This is a genomic window from Pseudovibrio sp. Ad26, assembly GCF_001623285.1.
In the GTDB taxonomy this organism is placed as follows: Bacteria; Pseudomonadota; Alphaproteobacteria; order Rhizobiales; family Stappiaceae; genus Pseudovibrio; species Pseudovibrio ascidiaceicola.
Genome location: NZ_LMCE01000095.1, coordinates 289,166 through 315,972 on the forward strand (window position 1 = coordinate 289,166; position 26,807 = coordinate 315,972).

The 26,807-nt window shown below is 52.1% G+C and carries 25 protein-coding genes; 9 read left to right on the top strand and 16 right to left on the bottom strand.

Features of this window, described 5'->3' with window-relative positions; translation table 11 throughout:
- Positions 1–42 precede the first annotated feature (42 nt).
- Positions 43–2,346 carry a xanthine dehydrogenase family protein molybdopterin-binding subunit gene (locus tag PsAD26_RS22665; RefSeq protein ID WP_063312251.1) on the bottom strand — a complete coding sequence of 768 codons (2,304 nt, stop codon included), beginning with the start codon at positions 2,344–2,346 and terminating at the stop codon, positions 43–45.
- Positions 2,347–2,748: 402 nt separating this feature from the next.
- On the opposite strand from PsAD26_RS22665, the gene PsAD26_RS22670 reads away from it, so the two are divergent.
- A complete protein-coding gene (locus PsAD26_RS22670) occupies positions 2,749–3,723 on the top strand; it encodes a DMT family transporter (protein WP_057462666.1) in 975 nt (324 codons plus the stop codon).
- A 68-nt stretch (positions 3,724–3,791) separates the two neighbouring features.
- On the opposite strand, the gene PsAD26_RS22675 is transcribed toward PsAD26_RS22670, so the two are convergent.
- Both PsAD26_RS22675 and ade read right to left on the bottom strand, forming a co-directional pair.
- Positions 3,792–5,459 (bottom strand): long-chain fatty acid--CoA ligase, encoded by a 1,668-nt coding sequence (locus PsAD26_RS22675; protein ID WP_063312221.1) that lies wholly within the window; start codon positions 5,457–5,459, stop codon positions 3,792–3,794.
- Between the two features lie 241 nt (positions 5,460–5,700).
- On the bottom strand, positions 5,701–7,416 hold the full coding sequence (gene ade, locus PsAD26_RS22680; protein WP_063312252.1) for an adenine deaminase: 1,716 nt from the start codon (positions 7,414–7,416) through the stop codon (positions 5,701–5,703).
- A 481-nt stretch (positions 7,417–7,897) separates the two neighbouring features.
- Between ade and zwf the strand changes: the two genes are divergently transcribed.
- From zwf to PsAD26_RS22710, 6 genes are all read left to right on the top strand, one after another.
- Positions 7,898–9,370 carry a glucose-6-phosphate dehydrogenase gene (gene zwf / locus PsAD26_RS22685; RefSeq protein ID WP_063312222.1) on the top strand — a complete coding sequence of 491 codons (1,473 nt, stop codon included), beginning with the start codon at positions 7,898–7,900 and terminating at the stop codon, positions 9,368–9,370.
- 236 nt (positions 9,371–9,606) lie between these two features.
- On the top strand, positions 9,607–11,481 hold the full coding sequence (edd, locus tag PsAD26_RS22690; protein ID WP_063312223.1) for a phosphogluconate dehydratase: 1,875 nt from the start codon (positions 9,607–9,609) through the stop codon (positions 11,479–11,481).
- Positions 11,481–12,122, top strand: coding sequence for a bifunctional 4-hydroxy-2-oxoglutarate aldolase/2-dehydro-3-deoxy-phosphogluconate aldolase (gene eda / locus PsAD26_RS22695; RefSeq protein ID WP_063300938.1), 642 nt, complete (start codon positions 11,481–11,483; stop codon positions 12,120–12,122). The genes edd and eda overlap by 1 nt, the downstream gene beginning before the upstream one ends.
- Before the next feature lie 230 nt (positions 12,123–12,352).
- Positions 12,353–13,996: a glucose-6-phosphate isomerase gene (pgi, locus tag PsAD26_RS22700; protein WP_063312253.1), complete on the top strand. Its 1,644-nt coding sequence runs from the start codon at positions 12,353–12,355 to the stop codon at positions 13,994–13,996.
- 117 nt (positions 13,997–14,113) lie between these two features.
- On the top strand, positions 14,114–14,389 hold the full coding sequence (locus PsAD26_RS22705; RefSeq protein ID WP_057460914.1) for a glycine zipper domain-containing protein: 276 nt from the start codon (positions 14,114–14,116) through the stop codon (positions 14,387–14,389).
- Between the two features lie 195 nt (positions 14,390–14,584).
- Positions 14,585–14,848 carry a glycine zipper domain-containing protein gene (locus PsAD26_RS22710; RefSeq protein WP_063312254.1) on the top strand — a complete coding sequence of 88 codons (264 nt, stop codon included), beginning with the start codon at positions 14,585–14,587 and terminating at the stop codon, positions 14,846–14,848.
- A 12-nt stretch (positions 14,849–14,860) separates the two neighbouring features.
- Here PsAD26_RS22710 and PsAD26_RS22715 read toward each other — a convergent pair whose 3' ends face one another.
- Both PsAD26_RS22715 and ald read right to left on the bottom strand, forming a co-directional pair.
- Positions 14,861–15,808: a hypothetical protein gene (locus tag PsAD26_RS22715; RefSeq protein WP_063312224.1), complete on the bottom strand. Its 948-nt coding sequence runs from the start codon at positions 15,806–15,808 to the stop codon at positions 14,861–14,863.
- Between the two features lie 271 nt (positions 15,809–16,079).
- Positions 16,080–17,213 carry an alanine dehydrogenase gene (ald, locus tag PsAD26_RS22720; protein ID WP_057460912.1) on the bottom strand — a complete coding sequence of 378 codons (1,134 nt, stop codon included), beginning with the start codon at positions 17,211–17,213 and terminating at the stop codon, positions 16,080–16,082.
- A gap of 156 nt (positions 17,214–17,369) precedes the next feature.
- On the opposite strand from ald, the gene PsAD26_RS22725 reads away from it, so the two are divergent.
- The gene (locus PsAD26_RS22725) at positions 17,370–17,837 is read left to right on the top strand and encodes an Lrp/AsnC family transcriptional regulator (RefSeq protein WP_057460911.1); all 468 of its coding nucleotides are present in this window, start codon (positions 17,370–17,372) and stop codon (positions 17,835–17,837) included.
- A gap of 125 nt (positions 17,838–17,962) precedes the next feature.
- Positions 17,963–18,838, top strand: coding sequence for an SMP-30/gluconolactonase/LRE family protein (locus tag PsAD26_RS22730; RefSeq protein ID WP_063312225.1), 876 nt, complete (start codon positions 17,963–17,965; stop codon positions 18,836–18,838).
- A 544-nt stretch (positions 18,839–19,382) separates the two neighbouring features.
- Here PsAD26_RS22730 and PsAD26_RS22735 read toward each other — a convergent pair.
- The 11 genes from PsAD26_RS22735 to PsAD26_RS22785 all read right to left on the bottom strand — a co-directional run bounded on the left by PsAD26_RS22735 (position 19,383) and on the right by PsAD26_RS22785 (position 26,249).
- The gene (locus PsAD26_RS22735) at positions 19,383–20,201 is read right to left on the bottom strand and encodes a rhodanese-related sulfurtransferase (RefSeq protein ID WP_063292811.1); all 819 of its coding nucleotides are present in this window, start codon (positions 20,199–20,201) and stop codon (positions 19,383–19,385) included.
- Positions 20,202–20,352: 151 nt separating this feature from the next.
- Positions 20,353–20,676, bottom strand: a complete 324-nt coding sequence (locus PsAD26_RS22740; protein WP_057460908.1) for a RebB family R body protein — start codon at positions 20,674–20,676, stop codon at positions 20,353–20,355.
- 237 nt (positions 20,677–20,913) lie between these two features.
- A complete protein-coding gene (locus PsAD26_RS22745) occupies positions 20,914–21,234 on the bottom strand; it encodes a RebB family R body protein (protein WP_057460907.1) in 321 nt (106 codons plus the stop codon).
- A 159-nt stretch (positions 21,235–21,393) separates the two neighbouring features.
- A complete protein-coding gene (locus PsAD26_RS22750) occupies positions 21,394–21,690 on the bottom strand; it encodes a RebB family R body protein (protein ID WP_063298110.1) in 297 nt (98 codons plus the stop codon).
- Between the two features lie 203 nt (positions 21,691–21,893).
- Complete coding sequence (locus tag PsAD26_RS22755; protein WP_063301265.1) at positions 21,894–22,235, bottom strand: RebB family R body protein; 342 nt, start codon at positions 22,233–22,235, stop codon at positions 21,894–21,896.
- Positions 22,236–22,355: 120 nt separating this feature from the next.
- Positions 22,356–23,015 carry a hypothetical protein gene (locus PsAD26_RS22760; RefSeq protein WP_063312226.1) on the bottom strand — a complete coding sequence of 220 codons (660 nt, stop codon included), beginning with the start codon at positions 23,013–23,015 and terminating at the stop codon, positions 22,356–22,358.
- 23 nt (positions 23,016–23,038) lie between these two features.
- Positions 23,039–23,455 carry a hypothetical protein gene (locus tag PsAD26_RS22765; protein ID WP_057460905.1) on the bottom strand — a complete coding sequence of 139 codons (417 nt, stop codon included), beginning with the start codon at positions 23,453–23,455 and terminating at the stop codon, positions 23,039–23,041.
- Positions 23,456–23,592: 137 nt separating this feature from the next.
- The gene (locus PsAD26_RS22770) at positions 23,593–24,312 is read right to left on the bottom strand and encodes a hypothetical protein (protein ID WP_063312227.1); all 720 of its coding nucleotides are present in this window, start codon (positions 24,310–24,312) and stop codon (positions 23,593–23,595) included.
- Between the two features lie 14 nt (positions 24,313–24,326).
- Positions 24,327–24,587, bottom strand: a complete 261-nt coding sequence (locus tag PsAD26_RS22775) for a RebB family R body protein (protein WP_054663306.1) — start codon at positions 24,585–24,587, stop codon at positions 24,327–24,329.
- A 78-nt stretch (positions 24,588–24,665) separates the two neighbouring features.
- The gene (locus PsAD26_RS22780) at positions 24,666–25,247 is read right to left on the bottom strand and encodes a sigma-70 family RNA polymerase sigma factor (protein WP_063312228.1); all 582 of its coding nucleotides are present in this window, start codon (positions 25,245–25,247) and stop codon (positions 24,666–24,668) included.
- Positions 25,248–25,703: 456 nt separating this feature from the next.
- Positions 25,704–26,249 (bottom strand): AAA family ATPase, encoded by a 546-nt coding sequence (locus PsAD26_RS22785; protein ID WP_063312229.1) that lies wholly within the window; start codon positions 26,247–26,249, stop codon positions 25,704–25,706.
- Between the last annotated feature and the right edge of the window lie 558 nt (positions 26,250–26,807).

Here is a 26,807-nt window from a genome sequence, read left to right on the forward strand (position 1 = left end):
CCGCCTGCACAATCTCTTTTCAAGCTCTAAAGTCTTGATAACTTAGCTTTGAGCATCCTGAATTGCGCTCCACACAGCAACCGGCGTCGCGGGCATATCTATATGCTCAACACCTGCATTCTTGCGCAGCGCATACTGCACAGCATTCATCACCGCCGGCGCCGCTCCAATAGAACCAGCCTCACCAGCCCCTTTGATACCCATCGCATTTGTCGTGGAAGGAACATTGCTCGTCGAGAAGTCGAAATTCGGCAAATCATCAGCACGCGCAACATGATAGTCCATGAAGGACGCTGACAGCAGCTGCCCGGTTTCATCATAAACCGTGTTCTCACACAACGCCTGCGAGATCGCCTGCCCCGCACCACCATGCACCTGACCAGCCAGAAGCATCGGATTCACCGTCACGCCAAAATCATCCACAATCACATAACTGACCACGTCCGTCTTGCCCGTTTCCGGATCAATCTCCACCTCACACACATGCGTGCCATTTGGATAAGTACATTCATCCTGCATGACTTTTTCCGCTGCACTCAAGATATCCGGTTGCGATCCAGCCACATCAACAAGGCTGACCTGCTGGTCGGTACCAACCACGCGCACCTGCCCGTCTTCAAGTGTGAGATCCCCAACACCAACCTCAAGCTTCTCACTGGCGATCTCCTTGATCTTCTTGACCAGCGTTTCAGAAGCCGCCTTCACAGATGGCATGCCAATCGGAATAGACCGCGATCCACCGGTACCACCGCCAGTCGCCACACGGTCCGTATCCCCCTGCACCATCTCAACCTGATCAAGCTGCAAACCAAGATGTTCTGCAATGACTTGGCCATAAGCAGTGGCGTGACCCTGACCGTTGCTCTGCGTTCCAATCAGCAAAGTAACGCTGCCGTTCGTATTCAGCTCAAGCTTGGCTTCTTCACCGCCGGCAAAGGCACACGCCTCCACATAAGTCGATAGCCCAACACCGCGATACAAACCTTTTGCCTTGCTCTCCGCTTCACGCTCCGCAAACGTCGAATAATGGATCTCGTCGAGCGCCTTAGTAAGATGAGCCCCAAAGGAACCCGTATCATACATACGGCCAAGCGCTGTCGTATAAGGTAAGGCAGCGTCGGGGATAAAGCTCTTACGACGAAACTCCGCCGGATCCATACCCATCTCATGCGCGGCCTTATCAGCCAGCCGTTCCATCAGATAAAGCGCTTCCGGACGCCCTGCCCCGCGGAACGCATCCACCGGCACTGTATTGGTATAAACGCCTGTCGCTTCCACCCATGTTGCGGGGATATCGTAAAGACCGGGGGTCATGGTGATGCCGATCTGCGGAATGCCCGGGCCAAATTCATGCAGATAAGCGCCCATGTTTGCAAGCACATGCACCTTGAGGCCGATCATCTTACCGTTTTCATCAAGCGCAAGCTCAGCCGTGGATACATTATCCCGGCCATGCGCATCAGACATGAAGTGTTCAGTACGTTCCTGAAGCCATTTCACGGGATGACCAAGACGTTTTGCGGCAATCAGGCAAAGTGGGTATTCAAGATAGGTGAACATCTTGGTTCCAAAACCACCACCCACATCAGGTGTCACAACGCGGATATCTTTAGGGTCAACGTTGAGTATGTTCTTGGCAATCAGATCACGCATCCCATGACCGCCCTGCGTTCCAGTGGTCAGCGTATACCTGCCGCTCTCACCATCAAACTCGCCAATACAAGCCCGAGGCTCAATCGCATTGGACACCAGACGGTTGTTGATCACCTTGATCTTGGTAACATGATGCGCTTTCTGGAAGGCCTTTTCCATCACCTCCTTGTTACCCATACCAATGTGAAAGGCCTCATTAGACCCATGCTCAGGCCACACAAGCGGAGCGCCGTCTTCTAAGGCTGCTTCAGTTCCGATTGCCGGATCAACATCCTCGTAGTCAACCTCAATCGCCTCCATCGCAGCCCGCGCCTGCTCCACCGTATCGGCAACAACAAACGCAAGAGCATCACCAACAAACCGGGCTGTATCAGAGCAAAGAACTTCACGATGAGGCACCCAGTGCTTCGTCCCATCCAGCTGCCGAAGCACGGCTTTACATGGGATAGAGTTCGTTCCTTCAATATCCGCAGCAGTCAGAATAAGCTGCACACCATCCATAGCCCGTGCATCATCCACTCCCTCTAAGGTGAACTTGGCAAACGCGAGAGGAGACCGCAAAACAACGGCATGTGCTGCACCAGCCACCTTCAGGTCATCCGTGTAATGGCCCTTGCCAGAAATAAAGGCAGCATCTTCTTTTCGGCGAACGGGAGCACCAATTCCAAACTTCGGTGTAGCAACCTGATTCATGAAAACCTCAAAAATCTGGAGAGCGACCCAACACCGCACCTCCCAATACAGCTTTTTACGTATCAGCAGAGAACGTACAGTGCTTTTCTCAGGCTGCAAGTGTTTTCTGGTTCACCACAAAGGTGTATTTTCCAGAGTGACTTAAGGTCATTATCGCATCATTTAGAGCAAATTACGGAAGGGTACTTGGAGCTCTAAGTTGTCGGCAGCTTCGTGCTTACTGTCGAAACTCTCAAGCTAAAATTTGTTTTAGAATTTGACCAAACCGCAAACATTAGGTTATTTAAGCCATACACCCATCTGATCTTTGTTACGTTGTCCGCCCCCTGGCGCACACCATTTTGCACCAGACATTGGGTCTGGTCGTTTTGATCGTATCAAGGCAGCTTCGAAAGCAGTTACATGCCTGTTCCTTCAGCAGAGCCTGAAGGCAGCTCATCATCTGCTGCGTTAAAAACAAGGTTTTCCGCAAAATGGCAAAGCCTGTCCAATAACACACGCGGCATCTGCTGGGCCCTTCTGGCAACATTCCTTATGGCCGTCATGAGCACCATCATCAAGCTGCTCGGCGACCGCTTACACGTTACTCAAATCCTTATGCTGCGCCAGTTTTTCATGCTGGTGATCTCAGCACCGATCATTATCAAAGGATTTCCGGGTTCGCTCAAAACACAGGCTCCACTGCTTCACCTGGGCCGCATCCTGCTTGCGTCCTCTGCAATGTATTTCGGCTTCACCGCAGTCATTCACCTGCCGCTTGCTGAAAGCACAGTGATTGGTTTTGCACGCACGTTTTTCATCACGATCTTTGCAGTTTTCTTTCTGAAAGAAGTTATCGGCATTCACCGAATTTCGGCGACCATCCTTGGCTTCATCGGTGTGATGGTCATCGTCCAGCCCGGCACCGGCGCGGAAATGAGCATCTACAGCTTCATGGCGATCCTGGCCTCAGCCTGTGCCGCACTCGTAGGCATCATCCTACGCAAGGTCACTCAGGTTGATCAGCCCATCACGATCCTGACCTTTCAGGCAACTTTTGTGGGTCTGATCATGGCCCCCTTCGGCATCTATTATTGGGTATCAATCAACCTAAATGATGCGATCCTGCTGCTCTTGCTGGCAGGTGTCAGCTGGAGCGCTCAGATGAGCAACATTCAGGCCCTCAAGTTTGGTGAGGCCTCTGTGATTGCACCGTTTGATTATATCCGCCTTGTCTACGCGGCAATCATTTCTGTCGTAATCTTTGGCATCTGGCCGCTCTGGACCACATACCTTGGTGGCGCAATTATCGTTGCAGCTTCCCTTTACACCCTGCACCGCGAGACTGTGCTGGGCAAGAAAGTGGCAACTGGAACAGCGCCCACGAAAACGCACTAGAGCAAACGCTAAGCTCAAGCAAAAAGCCCTCGCAAATGCGAGGGCTTTTCTTTGTCACGAGGTAGCTATCAGCTGGCGTTTTCAGTGCTGCGCGTCTTGGCAGCCTCTTCCTCAACCAGCTCTTTCTTGGAGAGCTTACCAACCATTGTCTTAGGCAGCTCATCTCGGAACTCAATCGCCTTCGGCATTTCAATCTTGGAGATGTGCCCCTTCAGGAAGTCTTTCAACTCGTCTGCAGTAGCGCTCTGTCCATCTTTCAGCTTCACAAAGGCCTTCGGCGCCTGACCACGATATCCATCAGGGATAGCAATCACGATGACCTCGGCAACGGACGGATGCTGATAAAGCGCCTCCTCGATCACACGCGGGTAAACGTTGTAGCCAGAACAGATGATGAGGTCCTTGATGCGATCAACAAGGAAGATGAAACCCTCATCATCCATGTAACCGACATCACCAGTGTGCAACACGCGGCCATCTTCCAGAGTTTTAGCGGTCTCATCAGGACGGTTCCAGTAACCCTTCATGACCTGCGGACCGATGATGCAAAGCTCACCTTTTTCTCCGCGCTCAACCGTTTTCTCTAGATCTTCCAGATCACGGAACTCAATAGTCGTCCCCGGCATTACAACGCCGATAGAGCCGTCTTTACCTGTTCCGTCCATCGGGTTAGCTGAGGCAACCGGAGAGCTCTCTGTCAGACCGTAGCCTTCCACCAGAACACAGCCTGTCAGGGCTTCAAACTTCTGCTTCACTTCAACAGGCAGCGGCGCTCCACCAGACATACAATAGCGGATTGATGTCAGGTCGTAGTTCTTAGTTAGCTCGCTGTTGTTGATCGCGGTGTAAAGCGTTGGCACAGCAGCAAACAAGGTTGGTTTCTTCTTCGCAGCCAGATCAAGCAGTTCTTTCAGGTCAAACCGCGGCATAAGCAGCATTTCTGCCGCACCTAGAATGGAAAGATTCTGCAGAACAGTCATCGCAAACACATGGAAGAATGGCAGCACACAGAGTGTCTTCTCGTAGCCGCGCTTCAAGCCACCGTAATGGCTTTCCAGCATCTCCATGTTTGATGTGATGTTGTAATGCGTCAGCATCGCACCCTTAGGCACACCAGTGGTACCACCGGTATACTGCAGGATCGCCACATCTTCCTTCGGCTCGATTTCAACCGGAGTAATGCCTTTGGACTTTGCAAGAAAATCTTTGAAGCGGATGTGAGCTTTATCAGCAGGAATGTTGGAAACATCCTTCCGCTTGAACAGCTGGAACAACAGCTTCTTAGGCTGAGGCAGAATATCCGCCATCGGACAAACAATGATGTTGTCCAGCGCACCTTCCTGACGAACAGCTTCCACACGATCATAGATCACGGAAAGATCCATGGTCACCATGATACGCGCGCCAGAATCCCGCGCCTGGAACGCAATTTCGCGCTCAACATAAAGCGGGTTGAAGTTGACGACGACGCCACCAATTTTCATGATCGCAAAATAGAAAATAGTGTAGTACGGCGTGTTAGGCAGACAAAGGCCGACTTTGTCACCCTTCTTCACACCCATCGCCTGCAGGGCACCTGCAGCACGCTCAACGAAATCTCCCAATTCGCCGTAGCTTGTTGATTTGCCCATGAAGTAGATAGCCGGACGGTGCGCATAATTTTTGACCGTATCATCCAGATAGCTATCGATAGTACGAATTGGAAATTCCACTTGTCCCTCACGACCTGTCGCCATGCGCAGATCTCCTCCCCGAATTATTATAGTTCTTCAGACGAAGTTGACAGGAAACCGAAGCTGAGCGCCAAGGTTCATGTGCGCAACATATCAGAAAAACCTTATATCATCATGCTTTGCGTGGAATTTGCGTCAGGTTTACCATTGCGTCAACCCAGACATACGGTTGACCTTCAATGCGACACTTTATTCAATTCCACTGATTTTTTCTCGAGAAACCGAGAGATATCAAAGCCCTGCTCTATTGAATGAGCTGAAAACTCGACACGTCAAAAAGCCCAAAATCTGTAATTTTAAGGTGGGGAATAACCGGAAGAGGCAAGAATGCGACCTGCAAAAACGGCTCTGGCAAAACACAATTGAGCGATTTTGCGGCTTCGCGCAGCACTTCCAAACGCTCTTTGACCACCTCAAAACGCTCCAGGCTCATCAATCCGGCAAGTGGCAATTCCATCTCAGCCAGCACCTCATCACCTTCAGCAACCACAAATCCACCGCGCAACGCAATGCATCGGTTCACGGCTGTTGCCATGGCTTCCTCATTGGCCCCAACCACACAGATATTGTGGCTATCATGCCCGACAGACGAGGCAATCGCCCCCGATGTCATTCCAAAACCATTTACGAACCCTGTCGCAATGTTCCCAGTCTTTCCATGACGCTCAACAACAGCCACTTTGATAGCATCCTGCCCCAAATCGATCTGGGAATAATTATGCTCAACGGGCAAATCCATCTTTAGATGCTCGGTGATAATCAGCCCCGGTTTCACACCAATCACTGATGTTTCGCGCTGCGCAGGCACACGGAAGCTTTCTGCATGCACTGGTTCAGCATGGCAACTATCCAGCAAACCTTCCGGCTCAATCAACTTGCGGCTGGCAAACAACTCATCCGAAACCACACGCCCAGCACTGATCACCTGATCCACATCACAGCTTTCCAAATCATTGAGCAACACAATATCCGCACGCCAACCCGGCGCGATCAATCCGCGATCTCGCAGACCAAATGCAGTGGCTGCTGACCAGCTTGCCGCACGGTAGACATCACGAGGTGCGCATCCATGAGCAATCAAGCGCTTGATGAGACAATCAAGATGTCCCTCCTCCGCAATATCAAGTGGATTCCGGTCATCCGTACAAAGCGCAACAAAACTGGCCCGTTCAGGCGTCAGGACAGGCGCTAAAGCATCCAGATCTTTAGAGACAGATCCTTCTCGGATCAGGATCGTCATGCCCTTAGAGATCTTCTCCAATGCTTCTTCTGCAGTGGTCGCTTCATGATCAGTCCGAATGCCCGCGGCAAGGTAGCCATTCAAGGCTTTGCCACGCACCAAAGGCGCATGACCATCAATATGCTCACCTTCAAACTCTGCAATCTTAGCCAAAGCATCCGGATCACCGGCCAACACACCGGGGAAGTTCATAAACTCCGCCAAACCAATAACGCTTGGATGGTCCTTGAACGGCAAAAGATCATCAATCTCCAATTGAGCACCAGCTGTCTCAAATTTGGTGGCAGGCACACAGGAAGACAGGTTCACCCGCAAATCCAGAATGGTCTCAACAGAGCTGTCGAGGAAGTACTTGATGCCAGCAGCACCGGTCACATTGGCAATCTCGTGCGGATCACAAATCGCAGTCGTCACACCGTGAGGCAGCACACAACGATCGAACTCAAACGGTGTCACCAACGATGATTCCACATGAAGATGGGTATCGATAAAGCCCGGCACGGCAATCTTGCCGCTGCAGTCGATCTCGTTCACACCGCTGTAGTTGTCATAAGTCCCAACAATCTTCTCGCCGGAGATCGCAATGTCGGTCTTCGTCAGACTGCCGTCGATCACATTGAACAGCTCAACATTCTTCAACACCAGATCGGCTGGCACATTGCCCTGCCCCTGATCGATGAGTGTTTTTAAACCGGCAACCTTTTGCTGACGAGATCCCATGCCATTTCCTCCCAGAGGAAGCATAGGGCATGCTTCCTCATTTATATTTCCCTTGGGGTAAGCCTAGCAAAAGATCGCAAGCTCCCCAATGCCGCCATTACAAATGCTTGTTGGAATTGTACAAATCATGACAGTGGGAAAACAAAACCCACAGAAACTGCATTTTTTGGATGGCGACTTCCCCTTTCAGTACGCCGAACTGCCTAGTTTCTAGGCACATTCGTATTTTTGCTTGCATTTTGATGAAACCCGCATCAAACAGAGGTGCAATTTCATAAATGCAACCTTTGTATGAGTTTTGATGCAGATAAGAGCAGTCTAACTGCCAAGCTTGCGGCTCACGTCCGCGCCTCTCACAACTCTACAATCAAATTTAATTCAGTTGGCCTGCTGGCTTGCTCCTGCAAATTCTCCAACTGATACCGCATGCCAAGCAATTGAAGCCGGATATCCGATACCGGCTCACGACTAAGGGAACTCCATGGCGAACCGTCCAGCTCAATCTGACCCATTTGATCTCGTTGTATTTGGAGGCACCGGCGATCTTGCACACCGCAAGCTGCTCCCAGCTCTCTATCATCGCGAACCAGTCGGTCATCTGGGTGAAGACGCGCGCATCATCGCCGTTTCCCGCCGCGAGCTTAGCGATACAGAATACCGCGACTGGGCCCGCACAGCAATTTGTGAGCACGTCGCTGAAGTAGATCAGGAAGCTCTCGAACGCTTCCTCGCCCGCATCCAATATGTGTCCGTTGACGTTGCTCAGAACACCGGCTGGGAAGCGCTTGAACAGAAGCTGGCAGGCCGCGAAGACGTTGTCCGCGCTTTCTACCTCTCTGTTTCTCCAGACTTCTTCGGCCCAATCTGCTCCGCCCTTGGCGAACACAACCTCGTGACAGAAACGTCCCGCGTGACCATCGAAAAGCCGATCGGTAAGAATGGCAGGTCTGCACACGACGTCAACGAAACCATCGGTTCTGTCTTCAAAGAGCACCAGATTTTCCGTATCGATCACTACCTCGGCAAAGAAACCGTTCAGAACCTTATGGCTCTGCGCTTTGCTAACGTACTGTTTGAGCCACTCTGGAACGCGGCTCACATCGACCACGTACAGATCACCGTGGCAGAAACACTCGGCGTTGAAAGCCGCGCTGGTTACTACGACACCGCAGGCGCTCTGCGCGACATGGTCCAGAACCACCTGCTTCAGCTGCTTTGCCTCGTTGCTATGGAACCACCTGAATCCATGGCACCAGACAGTGTGCGCGACGAGAAACTGAAGGTGCTCAAAGCCCTTCGTCCAATGAGCACCGAAATGGTCGAGCGCAACACAGTTCGCGGTCAGTACCGTGCTGGTGCATCTGCTGGCGGTGCCGTGAAGGGTTATCTGGAAGAGCTGGGTCGCAACGATTCCAACACTGAAACCTTCGTAGCTGCCAAGGTAGACATCGAGAACTGGCGTTGGGCCAACGTTCCGTTTTACCTGCGCACCGGCAAACGCCTTGCCGCTCGTGTTTCCGAAATCACCATCCAATTCAAAGACCTGCCGCACTCCATCTTCCTGCCAGATGCTGGACGGATTGCTGCAAACAAGCTGGTCATCCGCCTGCAGCCAGATGAAGGCGTGAAAATGCAGGTGATGATTAAGGACCCGGGCCCAGGTTCCATGCGGCTGCGTGAAGTTCCGCTGGACATGACCTTTGCCGAAGCCTTCAGCTCCCGTCATCCGGATGCTTATGAGCGCCTCATCATGGATATGATCCGTGGCAACCAAACCCTGTTCATGCGCCGAGACGAAGTAGAAGCGGCATGGACATGGATCGACCCGATCCTCGAGCAGTGGTCCCAGATCAAAGAAGCTCCAAAACCTTATACCTCAGGAACCTGGGGCCCATCGGCCTCCATCGCCCTTATCGAGCGTGATGGTCGTACATGGCATGACGAAACATACTGATTAAGTTGCAGGTGCCGGTCCCCGGCACCTCACCACCCTAGCAAGTATTTCTCCCACTTGCGCCAATCCCCGAAACAATCAAAATTGCCTATGGGCAGAGTTGTCACAATAAAAATTAGGCTCAGAATTTAAATCGATTAAAACGACCAAAATCAGGGATTTCTCCTCCCATTCCCGCAGCTGGTCATTCGGTTTGACTGATGAAAAGTCAAAGAACAAAAGGCAGAGCAAAAGACATGGTTCACCCTCGCCTCAAAGAGATTACGGATCGCATAATTGAACGCAGCGCCGCGAGCAGACAAGATTATCTTCGTCGCATGCAGGCGCAGCATACCCAAGCACCACAACGTACAAACCTCGGCTGCACAAACCTTGCACACGGCTTTGCTGCATGCCCCGCAGCTGACAAGCAGCACCTCGCCACAGACAAGCAGCCAAACCTCGGTATCATCACCGCCTACAACGACATGCTCTCCGCCCACCAACCATATGAGAACTACCCGGAAATTATCCGCGCAACAGTCCGCAAAATTCAGGCGACAGCTCAGGTTGCTGGCGGCGTACCAGCCATGTGCGATGGTGTCACGCAAGGTCTGCCAGCGATGGACCTGTCACTGTTCTCCCGCGACCTGATCGCCATGTCCGTTGCCGTAGGCCTGTCCCACGGCATGTTTGACGCAGCTGTGTTCCTCGGTGTTTGCGATAAGATCGTTCCCGGCTTGCTCATCGGCGCTTTGTCCTTTGGCCATCTGCCTGCTATCTTCCTGCCTGCCGGCCCAATGACCTCCGGCCTTGCCAACGACGAGAAAGCCCACATCCGCCAGCTGTTTGCAGAAGGCAAAGCAACCCGCGAAGAACTGCTCGCTTCTGAAAGCGCATCCTACCACTCTCCGGGCACCTGTACGTTTTACGGCACTGCAAACTCCAATCAGATGCTGATGGAAATCATGGGCCTGCACATGCCGGGCAGTTCCTTCACCAACCCTTTGACGCCCCTGCGCAAAGCATTGGTTGAAGAGGCAGTCACACAAGTTGTCGAACTCACCGCACAGCGCAGCACACCTACGCCGCTCTTTGAGATCATCGACGAACGCGCAATCGTGAACGGTGTTGTGGGCCTCCATGCAACAGGTGGCTCCACCAACCACACAATGCATCTTGTTGCCGTGGCCGCAGCGGCTGGCATTCAGCTCACATGGCAGGACATTTCAGACCTCTCCGAAGTCGTCCCGTTGCTCGCCCGCGTTTATCCAAACGGCAAAAGCGATGTAAACCATTTTGAAGCAGCAGGAGGAATGGGTTTCCTCATTCGCGAACTGCTGGATGCAGGTTTGCTGCACAAAGACGTCAAAACAGTCAACGGAACAGGCTTGGACGGTTACACCGTCAACGTCTTCCTTGATGATAAAGGCGGTGTCCTCCGCAAGCCAGCACCGGCTAAGGCATTGGATGAAACCATTCTTGCGCCAATGTCCGTTCCGTTCAACAAAGACGGCGGTCTCAAAGTCCTCACAGGCAACCTCGGCTCTGCCATCATTAAAACCTCTGCTGTCGCACCTGATCGCCATATCATCGAAGCCCCAGCTCAGGTCTTCCATACGCAAGAAGATGTTGAAGCAGCCTTCAAAGCTGGCAAACTCAACAAAGATGTGATTGTCGTGCTCCGCTACGTCGGCCCGCAAGCCTGCGGCATGCCAGAAGCCCATAAACTGACACCGCCTCTTAGCGTTGTGCAGAACCGGGGGTATAAAGTCGCACTTGTAACAGATGGTCGGATGTCCGGCGCCAGTGGCAAGATCCCAGCTGCAATTCATGTTACTCCCGAGGCCATGGATGGCGGACCAATTGCAAAGGTAAAGGACGGTGACTTGCTGCGCCTTGATGCAGTAAGCGGTACGCTGGAGCTACTTGTTCCTGCCGATGAGTTTGCGCAAAGACCTGCCGCACCTGCAGACCTGCAAGCTTACCAGAGTGGAACTGGACGAGAATTATTCGCAAGTTTCAGAGCAAACGTGAGCTCAGCCGACACCGGCGCTCGCCTTTTCAATCTGGAGCAAATCAACAAAACCCAACAGAATGCTGACACGGTCAGCGCAATGGAGACAGTGTAATGGCTCAGAATATCGAGCGCGTAGAAGCAATCATGACCGCCGCCCCGGTGATCGCAGTTCTCATTGTGAATGACCCTAAAAAAGCAGTGCCAATGGCTCAGGCCCTCGTTGATGGTGGCATCCCCGGCATCGAGATCACCCTGCGCACCCCAAACGCTCTGGACTGCATCAAAGCAGTTGCCGATAACGTGGAAGGTGCTCTGGTTGGTGCAGGTACCGTTCTCACTCATCAGCAGTACGAAGCCTCTGTCAAAGCAGGTTCAACATTTGTCGTTTCTCCGGGCGCAACAGACAATCTGATCGCAGCTGCTGAAGACTTCCAGCAAACTCCTTTGCTTCCGGGCACATGCACTCCGTCAGAAGTGATGAAGCTTTTGGAAGCAGGCTATGAGCGTCTCAAGTTCTTCCCAGCTGTTCCAGCTGGCGGCACTCCAATGTTGAAAGGTCTGTCTTCTCCTCTGGCTGCGGCTAAATTCTGCCCAACTGGTGGTATCAACCTTGGCAACGCACGTGATTTCCTTGCTCTGCCAAACGTACTTTGTGTTGGTGGGTCCTGGATCGCAGACGCAAAAGCAATTGAATCTGAAGACTGGGCCGGCATTGAAAAGCGGGCTCGCGAAGCAGCTGCATTGACTGTTTAATCGCAAACCATCACGATTGATTGCATTGAATTTCTTACCCGGGGTCTTACATCAAGGACCTGTCATGCTCCTAAAAACAGGAACAGATTTTCGGGTAAGAAGACGTATAAAAACAAAACTTTGAAGCAGTTTGCACGTCCCGAAAACGAGCAAGCTGCTTTACGGTAAATTGGCAAGGCGCGACGCTCGCTGCCAGCCAGAAGCTATTACAAGAATAAATGGAGGCCTTGATGCCGACAGCTAATCCAAAAGATATCTTTAAACGCCTTGATGACCACGCTCAGGCCATTCATTCCACTAAGATTACCGATCTCTTTGCAGCAGATCCCTCTCGTTTTGATAAGTTCTCCCGTTCTGCTGACGACCTGCTCTACGATTTCTCCAAGAACAAGCTGACCGAAGAAACCCTTGAGCTCCTGCTCGAACTCGCACGCGCTGCCAATGTTGAAGCAAAACGTGATGCCATGTTCGCAGGTGAACACATCAACACCACTGAAGATCGCGCTGTGCTGCACACCGCTCTACGCAACCAGTCCGAAAACCCGGTTCTGGTGGACGGCAAAGACGTCATGCCTGACATCAACGAAGTTCTCGTCAACATGGGCGACTTCGCAGAAGGCATCCGCTCTGGCGAAATCACAGGCCACTCCGGCGAGAAGATCACGGACGTCGTCAACATCGGCATTGGCGGCTCCGATCTTGGCCCGGTGATGACAACTCTGGCTTTGGCCCCATACCATGATGGCCCGAACCTACACTACGTCTCCAACGTAGATGGCGCACACATCGCCGACACACTGGAGAAGCTGAACCCGGCGAAAACCCTCTTCATCATCGCCAGCAAGACCTTCACCACTATTGAGACCATGACCAACGCGGCAACAGCCCGTCGTTGGATCGCCAAACATAACGGCGAAGAAGCTGTTGGAGCACACTTTGCAGCTGTCTCCACCGCACTGGAAAAAGTCGCGGCCTTCGGCATTTCCGAGGAGCGTGTCTTTGGCTTCTGGGACTGGGTCGGCGGACGTTACTCCATCTGGTCCGCGATCGGCCTCCCGCTTATGATCGCTATCGGCCCGGACGCATTCTCCGATTTCCTCGGCGGCGCCCATGCAATGGACAATCACTTCCGCACAACCCCGATTGAAGACAACATCCCGTTCCTGATGGGCCTCATCGGCGTCTGGCATCGCAATGTGTTGGGTTACGACACCCGCGCAGTTCTGCCATATGATCAGCGCCTCGCCCGCTTCCCTGCCTACCTGCAGCAGCTGGACATGGAATCCAACGGCAAGAGTGTCACCAAAGACGGTACTGCTGTTGAAACCCAGACCGGCCCAATCGTCTGGGGTGAGCCTGGCACCAACGGCCAGCATGCGTTCTACCAACTGATTCATCAGGGTACGAGCATCATTCCTTGTGAATTTCTGGTTGCTGCCAACAGCCACGAAGAGGACCTGCAAGTCCATCACAATCTCCTTCTGGCAAACTGCCTTGCCCAGAGTGAAGCCTTGCTCCGTGGCCGTTCTCTGGAAGAGGTTGAAGACAAATTTCGTAAAGATGGAAAATCTGAAGAAGAGATTGCCAAACTAGCTCCACAAAAGGTCTTCCCGGGTAACCGGCCTTCAACCACCCTCATCTATGATCGTCTTGATCCATTCACACTGGGTAGATTGATCGCGTCTTATGAACATCGCGTCTTCGTTGAAGGAGCGATTTGGAACATCAACTCCTACGACCAGTGGGGTGTTGAACTTGGAAAAGAACTTGCGACACAGCTGTTGCCAATGGTTGAAGGCAGCCAATCTGCAGCAAACAAAGACAGTTCGACCCAAGGCTTGTTAAAATACCTAAAGAAGGCGAGGAGCCTCTAATTTTTAACAAACTTTAACCATGTTCTTTTTGTTAGCTCAGCCTCACAAAGTTAGAGCTGCCAGGAGGTATCGGGGTCCGGTCAAATTGGGATTGGCAGCAAAAGGAGACTGGAAAAAATGAAAAAAATTGCTCTTGCTGGTGTAAGTGTTGCTTTGCTTGCCCTTGCTGGCTGTAACACATCCTCAAGCACAGACCGTACTCTCATCGGCGGTGGCCTTGGTGCTGCGACTGGTGCAGCTATCGGTGCTGCCACAGGCGGTGGTGTGGGGTCTGCTGTCGCTGGTGCAGCAATCGGCGGTGTAGCTGGTGGCATTGTTGGCAATGTGACAACTCCGAAAAACTGTACTGCCTATGATCAGTATGGTCGCCCTTACCGCGTGAAGTGCCCATAAGCCTCGCAAAAAGATTTGGTTATACCATTCCAAAGGCCCTGCAATTGCGGGGCCTTTTTGCGTTACATACCTACAAGTCTCAAAAGACAAACAGCTTCAACTTAACCACCTTGCCATCTCGTCAGCCGCATTCATTCATCTGCAACGGGTCAAGCACTACCGTGGGTTTCAAACAATCAGACCATGGGTAGGATCGTGAGAAAATTAATAATCCTAACAGCCACCCTGCTCACACTCGGTGCTTGCAGTGAGTATAACCGAACAGACCGCGTCCTCGTTGGTGGTGGTCTTGGTGCAGCCACCGGCGCTGCGATTGGAGCAGCAACAGGGGATGTCGGCGCGGCCTTTGCCGGTGCGGGTATCGGTGCCGTTGCTGGCGGGTTGATTGGTGCAGCTACCACTCCGCGCCGCTGTGTCGGCTACGACACCTATGGCCGCCCATACTACTACCGCTGCTGACAGCAATCCTCTCTACAGATCAGCCATAAAGTCCGGTGCAGTCATGTCCAGCTTGAAGCTGCGCGGGCTTTTGGCACCCGCACTCTGCTGCACTATCTTCTTGTAGATGATCTTATGTGCAGCCGCCAAAGCCATCTTGGCGTATTTCATCGCACCTACGCTATGCCGGTTGCCAGAGATACCTGCTCTACGCAGCAAACCATTGGCATAGATGATCGCATAAAAATCCCTGATCTCAGCGGTGAAGTGCTCAGTGGTCACCGAGATGTTCACCTCATCATGGTTCTCAACTCGATGTGGGTTGTTGAGCGGCCAGTGCGCCATCTCACCTGGGCTCAGCGTCACCTTTGTAGCGAACTCATCATACCAGGGCTCAAAGCGGATCTCTTCTTCGGTCGTCCCAAGGAAGATACCTTCCAGCTGCTCATCAGAAAGAAACGGCGCGGTATTCTCATAAATATAAACGTCCTTATGGCCCTTCACCTGCCATAAGGATTGTCCGGGTACATCTGCATGATAGTACACTTGGGCACAGGGGGAAGAAATCAACATCCCGGTCTTGTGCTTAAAGGTCTCAAAGCCCGGAACCTTCACCTCAAGCTCATCAAATATCTTCGATGTGACCTGCTTGAAGCCTTCATCCCAGTCCTGAAGTGCACGAAGAGAAAGCCAGAAACGTCCTTCTTCTACAGCACGAAGCACATCCTCGCCTTTGGCGCCTTCAATACTGCCTTGTAGCCACTGGGACTTCTTGGTGCCAATGGCACCGGGACGAACAAAATCATAGTGCTCAGAGGGAGTGGTCTCAATCAACCGCGCTAGGTTTTCTGGCAGAAACACAGGCAGCTCATGCAGGCGGTTATTCAGCAGGAGCGTGTGCTTGCCGAACACCTCTTTGTAGTGCTCTTTCCATTCAACAATCAAATCATGCTGAAGAACCAATTCCAAATCATGATACATGATACCGCCTAACCCGAAAAATACTAGTAAATTTTGACCAGTATATCGAAACCGCACCTGCAAACTCATTAACGCCGCAGCAAACCGGTGACAGGGTAAACAGAATCTTTACCAACGCAAAACGGGAGCCAGTGGCTCCCGCTTCTAATCTCTAGAGCGCGTTCCGTTTGATTGGATTCAATCAAACGACAAGAATTCGCTCCGCCAAAGATGTTAGAGCACGATGCGTGAATGCTAATGAACGCGACGTGCTCTAAGTCCGCTTGGACTTTCAGGCTGCTTCAGTTTCCTGAACCAGAGCAGCTTCAGGAGCCACGTAAGTGTAGCCCAGGTTTTCAGCAACTTCAGCAACAGTGACCTGCCCCTTATAAACGTTCAGACCCGGCAGGAAGCCTGGGATGTCGCGAAGAGCAGCTGCGTAGCCTTTGTCAGCCAGCGCCAGAACGTAAGGCAAGGTTGCGTTGTTCAGCGCGTAAGTGGAGGTGCGAGCCACAGCGCCCGGCATGTTTGCCACGCAGTAGTGAACCACTTCATCCACGATGTAGGTTGGATCCTGGTGAGTTGTTGCACGGGAGGTTTCAAAACAACCACCCTGGTCGATAGCAACGTCAACGACAACAGAACCCGGCTTCATCGCCTTGATGTGCTCTTTGGTCACCAGTTTCGGTGCAGCTGCACCAGCCACCAGAACAGCACCAACAACCAGATCAGCAGCCAGAACTTCTTTCTCAAGCGCGGCACGGTTGGAGAACACTGTCTTCAAGCGGGAACCGAAGCGTGCAGAAAGGGCGTCGAGAACATCAACGTTTCTGTCCAGAACGGTAACATCGGAGCCAAGGCCGATTGCCATTTCAATTGCGTGGGCACCAACAACACCACCGCCAATCACAACGGTTTTCGCAGGAGCAACACCCGGTACGCCGCCGAGTAGAACACCAGCGCCGCCATTGGCTTTCTGCAGTGCAGTTGCACCAGCCTGAATGGAAAGACGACCAGCAACCTGAGACATAGGCGCCAGCAGTGGAAGGCGGCCTTTCTCATCCGTTACGGTTTCATAAGCGATGCAAACCGCGCCGGAGGCGACAAGGTCAGCAGTCTGCTCTGGATCCGGAGCCAGGTGCAGGTAGGTGAACAGCAGGTGATCAGGACGGAGCATCTTGCGCTCAACAGCCTGAGGTTCTTTCACCTTCACAATCATTTCTGCTTTCGCGAAGACGTCAGCAGCAGTCGGCAGGATGGATGCGCCAGCTGCAATATAGTCAGCATCGCTCGCGCCAATGCCAACACCGGCATTGGTTTCAACAACCACGTCGTGGCCATGAGCAACAACTTCACGCACGCTGTCTGGCGTCAGACCAACGCGATATTCGTGATTTTTTATTTCCTTAGGAACACCAACAAGCATCACAATCTCCCAATCAGCTTCGGCTTTGTGTTTCTACATAGCTTATGGAAATCTCAACTGCAGATGCTTGCAATGTGCGCACGACACGGTACATTTTAGCAAACATCTACGAATAAACATCGTTCAGACACAATAATCTGCGAAAACGGCAAAGCTATGAAACTCGACAAGCTTGATAAAAAGATCCTCCGTGCGCTGCAGGACAATGGCCGTATCTCCAATTCTGATCTTGCAGATCATGTGGGTCTGTCCGCCTCTGCCTGCTTGCGTCGTGTCCGGACGCTGGAGGGTGAAGGCGTCATCGAGAAGTACGTCGCACTGCTCAATCCGAAAAAGCTGGGCAAGCGCATGAGCGTCTTTGTCGAGATCTCACTCGGCTCTCAGTCAGAAGAAGCCCTTTCAACATTCGAAAAGGCTGTTGATCGCTCCACCGAGATTATGGAGTGCCACCTCATGGGCGGCGATGCGGATTACATCCTACGTGTGATGGCCGATGATCCGGTTGATTTTGAGCGCATCCACCGTGACCACCTCACCCGCCTCCCCGGCGTTGTGCGCATGCGCTCCTCCTTCGCAATCCGCTCCACCAAACAAGGCAGCGCTCTGCCAATTTCAGAGAGCTAATTCACCTCGGAAACCTTGCGGTTTTCTCACAGGCATACTCGACGCTTCTGCCAAACCTCTCTATAACAACGCTCAATTGTATATTGCTGCAGCTCTCCCGGGCTGCATGAGTATGGAGCACGACTTTGACCCCAATTATCACTTGCTTGCTGGATGGTCGCTACGAGCTGGCCGAAGGTCTCCTCTGGGATGAACTGACAAAACACCTGTTCTTCTGTGACATTCTCGGAAAACAGATCCACGCAATGCATTGGGATAGCAAAGAAGTCACCACATGGGACTTCCCGAAAGTCGTTGGCTCCTTCGGCCTTTGTAAGGACGGTCGCCTCATCGTGGCGATGAAAGACGAAATCATCCTGTTCGATACAGGCACCAAAATGTACGAGGTCATCGCAAAGATTGAGCCGGATAATCCACGCACCCGTCTGAACGACGGTAAGGTCGGACCTGACGGCGCATTCTGGGTGGGCACCATGGACGACATCAGTCCAAGAACACCTATCGCCAGCCTCTATCGCGTCACGCCAGATGGCAACGTCACGCAGATTGCCACTGAAATCAGAACCTCCAACGGCTTGGCATGGTCTCCGGATAATAAGACCATGTACCACTCCGACACCGGCTCCGGTGAAGTCTTCGCCTATGATTTTGACCGTGACTTCGGCGCGGTCACCAACCAGCGCAAGTTCCTGCAGCTGGACAACACAGTGGGCAGACCCGACGGCGCAACAACAGACACCGATGGCAACTACTGGTCCGCAGGCGTCTCAGCAGGCAACGTCAACTGCTTTGATCCGGATGGACAGCTGCTGCAGTCTATCGCTATGCCAGTCCCACGCCCGACCATCCCGTGCTTTGCAGGTCCAAACCTGGGCACACTGGTCGTGGCAAGCCTGCGCCCACATGGAGATGAGGAGCTTCTCAAAGAGTTCCCGAAATCAGGCGGTCTCTTCGCAATGGATGTGGAGCACAAAGGTCTGCCAACCTGCCGTTTCGGATAAGCTCTGCCCTGCCTCCTGAAAAACAAACAGATTTAGCACCGCTGGCTCCTGTCCGGCGGTGTTGTCGTTTGGGCCCCGGAGTACGGGGTGAGCAAGGCGAGCAGGCGATGCCTGCGCATTGTGAGTAAGTTAGTTTCTTCGGCATTGGCTACTCGCCTTGCCCGGGCGTTTTTGTATGAAACAAGGTCTCCACCGAAAGGCATTGGGAGCAGGCACCATCAGCAACAAGCACACCAGCCAGAGGCAAATGTGAGTGTCAGTGATAGCTAAACGCCTGCCAGTGTAGACGCCCATCGGGTGACCAGCTTCCGCTTGGTCCCTGCACTAAAGACTTTCAAGGGGTGTTTCAACGGACCCGCCGGAGGATGCGTTATGTCTCCCGGTAGCCCCGCCCAGCTCACGCTGCACTGACGGTCGCTCCGCCAGCTGCCCGTTTACGTGAACATGAGATCAACAATAAGCTAGCCTGAGCAAACGGGGATAAGATTTTCCGGATCCAAGCAAAAATAAGAGGCAGTCAAACCGCCCCTCAATCAACTCTGCTTCAGCTTTCACCAGCCTCAGAAGGCTTGTCGTCAATCTGGTAGGGCGCGAGAACCTTCTTGGTTTTCTCCGGCAGGTTCTTCCCCCAGCCAGCATCAAGCTTGTGGTCAACAGACACGCGGTCATCAAACACAAAGCACTCGCCTTTCCAGAGGCTCTCGTCCTCTGGCACATTTTCCAGATAATTCAGAATACCGCCCTCAAGGTGGTAAACCTCATCATAACCCTGCTCCAGCATCAAGCCGGTAGCCCGCTCACAGCGGATACCGCCGGTGCAGAACATGGCAACCTTCTTCTTGGCACGCAGAGCATTGTCATTGCGTTTGACCCACTCAGGAAACTCATTAAAGGTCTCCGTGTCAGGGTCCAATGCACCTTCAAACGTGCCAAGAGCAAACTCATAGTCATTGCGCGTATCAATCACGACCGTATCCGGGTCAGAGATCAGCGCATTCCAGTCCTCTGGCTTCACATAGGTGCCGACAAGATCATTCGGATCGATATGGTTCACGCCCATATTCACGATCGCTTGCTTCAAACGCACCTTCATGCGCTTGAATGGAACTTGCTTCGCCCAGCTTTCCTTGACGGTGATATCATGAAAACGCGGGTCTTTGCGCAAGTAGGCAATCACGTCCCGCATCTGCGGTTCTTCACCAGCAATCGTGCCGTTAATGCCCTCACGAGCAATAAGAAGACTGCCGCGAATACCACGGCTTTTGCAGTAGTCAAGCAGAGGTTCGCGCATGTCTTCAAAGTCCGCAAACTCAACAAACTTGTAGAGCGCACAGACCAAAATGGGGGTTAGCGTATGTGTCATTCTTTGCCTTTGTGGGCTTATTCGTAGCAGTACCTATACCCATTTCCATCGGGTCTGTCAGCAAAAGAGACCATACCAAAACTGCAAACCTCCCCTGCCGAAGCAGGGAAGGTTGAAATGTAACTCGCACGAGAGGTCGTCACAGGTTCATTTACCGGCCCGGACGGAAGGTTTCCATAATGGTAAGAAGCGTCTGAAGCTGATCCGGCGTTCCAGACTGAGCAACCTTTTCCGTAGCACCAGCAGCTGCCATGGTATCCATGGAGTAGATCTGCATAACGCCCTGGTTGGTTGCAGCCTGAGCCAGAATGTTCTGCTGCTGCGAAGCAGCCACGTTATTCTCAAAGAGAATACCGGTTGAGTGCGCCATCGTCTGGAAAAGCGAACCCATTGCCATGGCGGGTGCTTCACCAACAACCTTCACATTGGTTTGTGTGACGGCATCAGTAATCATTGGATTTACCGTATCCGGCATAGTCGTCATCCTTAAAAATGCAGCATATCTTTCGAAGAGACGAAACCGCCTTTCGAATACCGATACGCGGGAGACAGAAACAAAAGCAGCTCAGCAGAATATGAACTGCCATGAATAAGAGAAGTCGTGTCCGGTGATTTCACAGAGAACCACCAGGGGCATGCCCACCTGAAAACCAACCGGACACCATTAACTGCAAGTTGAACCAACGCCGCCGGAGGGCGACGCCTAAACCCTTTAGGTTGGGTTGAAAACGCGCATGATTGTCAGCAGCGTGTTCAACTGGTCTGGTGTGCCGCTCTGAGCAACTTTTTCGGTAGCACCAGCACCAGCCATCGTATCCATGGAGTAAATCTGCATGACTCCCTGGTTAGCTGCTGCCTGAGAAAGAATGTTCTGCTGCTGAGCGGCAGAAACATAGTTCTCAAAGAGAATTCCGGTGGAATGAGCCATTGTCTGAAAGACACTGCCCATTGCCATCGCAGGGGCTTCACCCACGACCTTTACGTTGGACTGGGTAACCGCGTCAGTGATCATAGGGCTAACAGTTGTTGGCATTCTAATAGTCCTCTTTCATACAGTTCTGGTCAAAATCCGGTTCTGCATTTCCTTGAACTGGCTCCAAAGGAGTACGCGCTACTACAACTTAAAGGATGCATCAGAACCATTCTCATCGCTCTGGCCTTTGCACCAGAAAGCGAAGCTCGAAAGTTCCGGTTATGGGTTGAAACTACGCAAGGTAGTCAGCAGCGTGCTGAGTTGGTCAGCTGTCCCAGCCTGAGCAACTTTTTCTGTGGCCGATGCCCCGGCCGTTGTATTCGCAGAATAGATTTGCATGACGCCCATGTTGGTCGTCGCCTGTGCAAGAGTGGTAGATTGAGACGCGGATGCGACTGAGTTCTGCAACAAAATGCCCGTTGAATGTGCAAGGGATGCATAGAGGTTTCCCATCGCAATTGCAGGCGCTTGCCCAAGCACCGTTACATTGGATTGCGTGACAGCATCCGTCACCATGCCGCCCTCTGGTATTACGGGGCCAATCCCCGGTAGATCCGCCATAAATCACTCCCACCTGATCAACCGAACTCATGAGCAGTTCGGTAAAAACGCAGCCCTGCTTCACCTCTGATCAAGCGCAAGCACTGCACTGACCAGAGGCAAACTCTCAATTATTTCGAAAACTCAATGGCCGTTGCAGACCGACCAAACACCGCGACTTAACGCGAAAAATACCGACACAATGTTCCGAGCAAACTCTCGTTCACCTGCTCGGCTTCCTTCGGCTCCATATGTGAAATGCTGTTTGCAGCAGCCATGGAACCAACAGAATAAGTATGCAAAATTCCTTGATTCAACGCGGTCTGCGCAATGATGTTCTGGCGCTGTGCATTCGAGACGGAATTCTCAAAAAGCACCCCTGTCGATTGCGCCGCGGTCAGGAAGGTCAGCGCCAGCGCAAACGCGGGAGCCACCCCAAGAATTGCAATCACGTCAGCATCAACAGTTCCGCCATCGGAGGGTTTTGCTGCGCCACATTGTTCCTCAATAGTCTTTGGCATTTTTTCTCCAATATGCTTGTTATTATTGCCATTTACAGACTATTGACGCCGCTCCTCTCAATTTGTGAACTCTTTCCTAAGAGCCTGTGCTCTTTGTAAGAATTGGTTCACACATCACACTCACCTGTCGCGAGTTCTCTGTTGCAGATAACTAATCAAAAGCTCAGAGAGCTTCTCATTAAGTGGCGCAATCTGCTTTGAAAGCTCTGATTTGATTTCCTTCTTCAGAAAATCCCGCATGGCTTCAGCAGCCTGTACTGCCATCGCTTCCTGATTGGGAACCCCGCCCTGACCGGGCAGGCCAGAGGCCGGAAACTGCCCTAAGCCAGGACCAGATTGCGGCACACCTTGCCCAGGTGCTATTTGCGGTTGCGGTTGCGGCTGCACAGGCGGCGGCGCTGGTTGAGGTTCCTCACCTTCCTCCCCGGTGCCAATCACACTCTTAATCGTCGAAATCTCTTCATCAATGGAGGTGCACAGCTTGGCTGCCGCATGCTCCACCTCAGACACAATCGTCTGCGCTGAGGACGTTGCATCATCACAAGCCCGATTGATCTGCGCCTGCTGCTGCCGGATTTCAGCAACCACCTCATTGTAGTTTGGAATGCCCTGCCTCAGCTGCGCAAATTCGCTGGCCGCCTGATCCACATTCTGCTTCACTTTGGTCAGCTGCACGACAGCATCATCCAGCGCAGAGTTGAATTCTGGACCCGGTGTCGCCGTGACCTTCTGAGGACCAGCATCTGCGGCCCCTGACGTTTCGTTTGCGGCTGTACTCATCGCCTCACTCCTCAAGTCCAGTCTTACCAGTTGTGATCTGAATTCCGCTCGGAACTACGGTCCTCTCCCCGCGCGTCAAACTCAATGTCGCCAGTGGAGGTAAACCGCGCAAGAAGCTCCTCTTCCACCCCATCCTGAATCAACCGGTCCTCGTCTTCGCGGTCCTCATATCGGTCGGCCTCTTCCTGCAATCGCTCATCGCGAAACCCGAGCACCACATCCGCTGCAGTAATGCCATCTTCACACACCAGCATCCCTTCCGCCTTCACCAGCGCATCCCGCGCCAGACTCAGATGACACAAAAGCCCTGGCAGCGTCTCAACACCAGACCGCGACAGCGTAAGCGTCTCTTCCTGCTCGATAACCCCTTCCCAGCGGCGCAACTGATTGAGGATCACCTCCTCCAATTCCTCTCGAATGTATGTAACGTCCCGTTCCATATCTCACCTTTAGAGCTGACCGGGGATCTGCCTATCGCGTCAGAGCCCGAAGAAAAGTCGCAAGCAAAATGTAGTTCTATTGAAAAAACAGCGTTATTTCCTGAAGCAGATCCACCAGCCGACCCACTTCCGACGGGTCACTCGCTCACATCCTGAAACGCCGAGATGGCATTGGTCACCATGACGTTCAGCTCCGTCAGCGCAGGTGTCGCAGCCAGCGCCGGATCCTGTGCGATCTTCGCAGCCACAATCGCCTGTGCAGCCATCGAGATTTGCATGACACCGTTCATGTAGGTCTCCGCATTTTGCGACGCATGCCCGCTGGACTGCTTGGTCATTACATCCTCAGGAATGGAGATCATCGACTCCAATCCCTGGTAATTTTGAAAGTTGGTGAACTGCACAGCCTGAGTAATCTGTTCATTTAAAGCAGAAGTTGAAGGCGCAGAGGTTGGCAATGGTGGATAGGATGGCCCGGAGGACTGCCCCTTCCCGGTATCCGTGGATGTGCCCTGCGACTGTCCACCTGTCCCGTCAGAACCGGTAGTATCCTCATAGTCTGCACCGCCAGCAGATCCCTTTTCACTATCCATCACCATGGTTTGTTGCGCTCCGGATTGACTGTTGCTCTCACTTGCTGTGTTGACGGTTTCCGTTGCCGCCTGTGAGGACATTTTGACCGCTGGAGAAGATCGCTGAGCACCCTGTGTTCTGGATGCCTCAGCACCGGACTGAGTTGAGGAACGCAAACTATTATCGCTCAAAGGTCCGTGGAGCAGAGAGATCAGGCGCCGCCGGCGCGTAATCGCATTCTCATACTCTTGAGAAGCTGAACTCTCACCTCTCTCCCTCACCATCAAATTCCCTCAAATTAGCCACCTGAAGGTTTAGACTCCGCTCCAGAGGTCGGGCCTATTTCCATAATCAGCTGCACGCCTTTGGACACAACAGCCGTCGATATCTGGTTCATGGATTGTTGCGCATGGGTCGCATTTTGAACCGACAATCCCGTCGCATTGCTAACCACTTGGTACAGATTGGCAATTGCCTGAGAAGGTGCTTCACCCACCACCTTCACATTTGTCTGGGTAACGGCATCCGTCACCTGAGCATTTACAGTATCTTCCGCCATGCTTTCGCCCTCGCAGTCTAAATTCGTTAACTATTCGGAGAGACGCACTCCCAACCCTCCTGTGAACATTCAATCTGCTCAATTGAGCCGCTTACGCTTTTTGGAGCGGGCATCTCTCAGCTTCTCACGCAAAAACTGCACCCGCTTTCGGGCCAAAGCCTGAGAAATATTCAGCTCCTCCGAAATCTCGCTGTAACTGCGATCCTCGGCAAATTTCATGGAAAAAATCTGCTGGTAGATAAGAGGAAGCCGCTCCAGCGTCTTGCTGATCAGCATCAGCTCTTCCTTCTGAGCCAGCAACACTTCCTGCGGTGCGCTTTCAATCTCTGTATTGGCCAGATGTTCGTCGTAAACATCCTTATCGCCATCACGAAACTGATATTCATAACGCTTCTTCCGGTACTGACTGATAAACTCGTTTTTGAGCGCATACATAAAAAAGGCGATTGGCTCCCTCATATTCAAGGGACGCTGTTCAAAGTGCGATGCAACTTTGATGATCGTTGCCGACATCAACTCTTCAGCCGCATCCATGTCACCACCAGTAAGATGAAACGCTCTTCCAAATATCTTTTTTCTATGTTCGTTCCAGTATTCCCAAACAGGCGTCAAATCCTGACGCCCATCAAGATGTTCTATTCGTGTATTCTTGTAATACATCCGCCACACCTCAATGTATTACAGACTAAATCTCTAAAAATCACAAAGAGACATCACAAAATACACACCAACACTGGCATGAAGAACAGATATCAACTTTATTTCTAGAGAATTCGTCCGCTTCGATAGAGATGACGCTACGGATATTCTTGTTTTCGGAAAACCAACGCAATTTTATGGGTTGTATAAATTTATGCTTACAACCCTTAATAACAACACCCGAACCAGATTAGAAATTTTAAGAGGTTCCAGTCACTTAACAATCTTCAAGTAATCAACCTTGCAGAATTACCACACAACCAGAAACACGACGACGACCTGTTAACAACCTATAAGGTGTATACTTGAGATTGGTACAACCCGAAAAATGCATAAGCCCAATCTCATAGAGCAACATCCACCCTGCTCTTAATAGACAGCCCGCCCGACGTTTTGTGACATCAGCGATTCTAGAAATTAAAGCAGGGATCGTTTTCCGGCACGCTCAATCACAAACCGCGCACGCTCTTCAACACACACTTGCGGCACTTCAACCAGCTCATATCCATAGGCACGATAGACCGAAACATTCGCCGCATAATCCTGGCATGCAAAGTCAAAGCCATGCGTTCGCTCCGCATCATGTTCAAAAATCTCTTTCCACGGTGCGCACACAAAAACAGGAGAAGCAAACCGCCTCTTTTGTGCAGCAATCACCATGCTCTGAGGAACAGAAGCCCCAATAATTGCACTGTAAGCAATCGCCTCAAGAAAACTGCGATCATGGAAAACAGGCTCATCTGATCGCACCACCCTCTGATCAAACGCCGCAATGGAATGCTCAAACAACAAATCCCGAAAGGCAACGCAGTCCTGATCAGGAAGGGCAGACCCGCCAATCGTCCGTTGCTCCCGCACCAACTGGCGCCCAACCTCCTCCCGGCACGCATACCCAAGAGACTTGAGATACTCCAGCAAAGTAGATTTCCCAGCACCAGACGCACCAGTAATGACAAAGTTCATCGCAAAACCTCGCAAAGAAAGAGCGGAACAAAACGATATATTGGGGGGGAGAGTTCGAAAACCGGAATGCAAGGAGTGCAAAAAGGGTAGTGCCTTCAACCTGAAGCAAGGCACACACAAGCACCACTGAGGCATAAATGCCTTTGTGAAACAGTCACCAATTTTCTGAGAGAAAATGGTGAGCCTGCACGGGTTCGAACCGTGGACCTACTGATTAAAAGGCGCTTCAGCATAGAGCGTTCACTTACGATGAATAGCGATTCATTACTATGAATCAAAGAGTTGTAGAAAATTATTTGCGCCTGCCTACCTTGCTTTTCGCGCTCAATCTCATACATTTGCTTACATAGTGCTGACACAGAACGGTAAGCAGTTCGTTTTTGATCTATGACGGTTTGGATGCTGTTTTGCACAGGTCCTAAAAGAAAGCCCCAAAGGTCGTCAAAAGCTGTCATGCCGTCAGAAACAGCTGCAAACGGAGGCGTTTTTCAACTTCAAAATTCGTATGTGTGGTGGCTCCTGTCACGAGCCGTCAGCGGGAGAGGTATGTCTATGCCG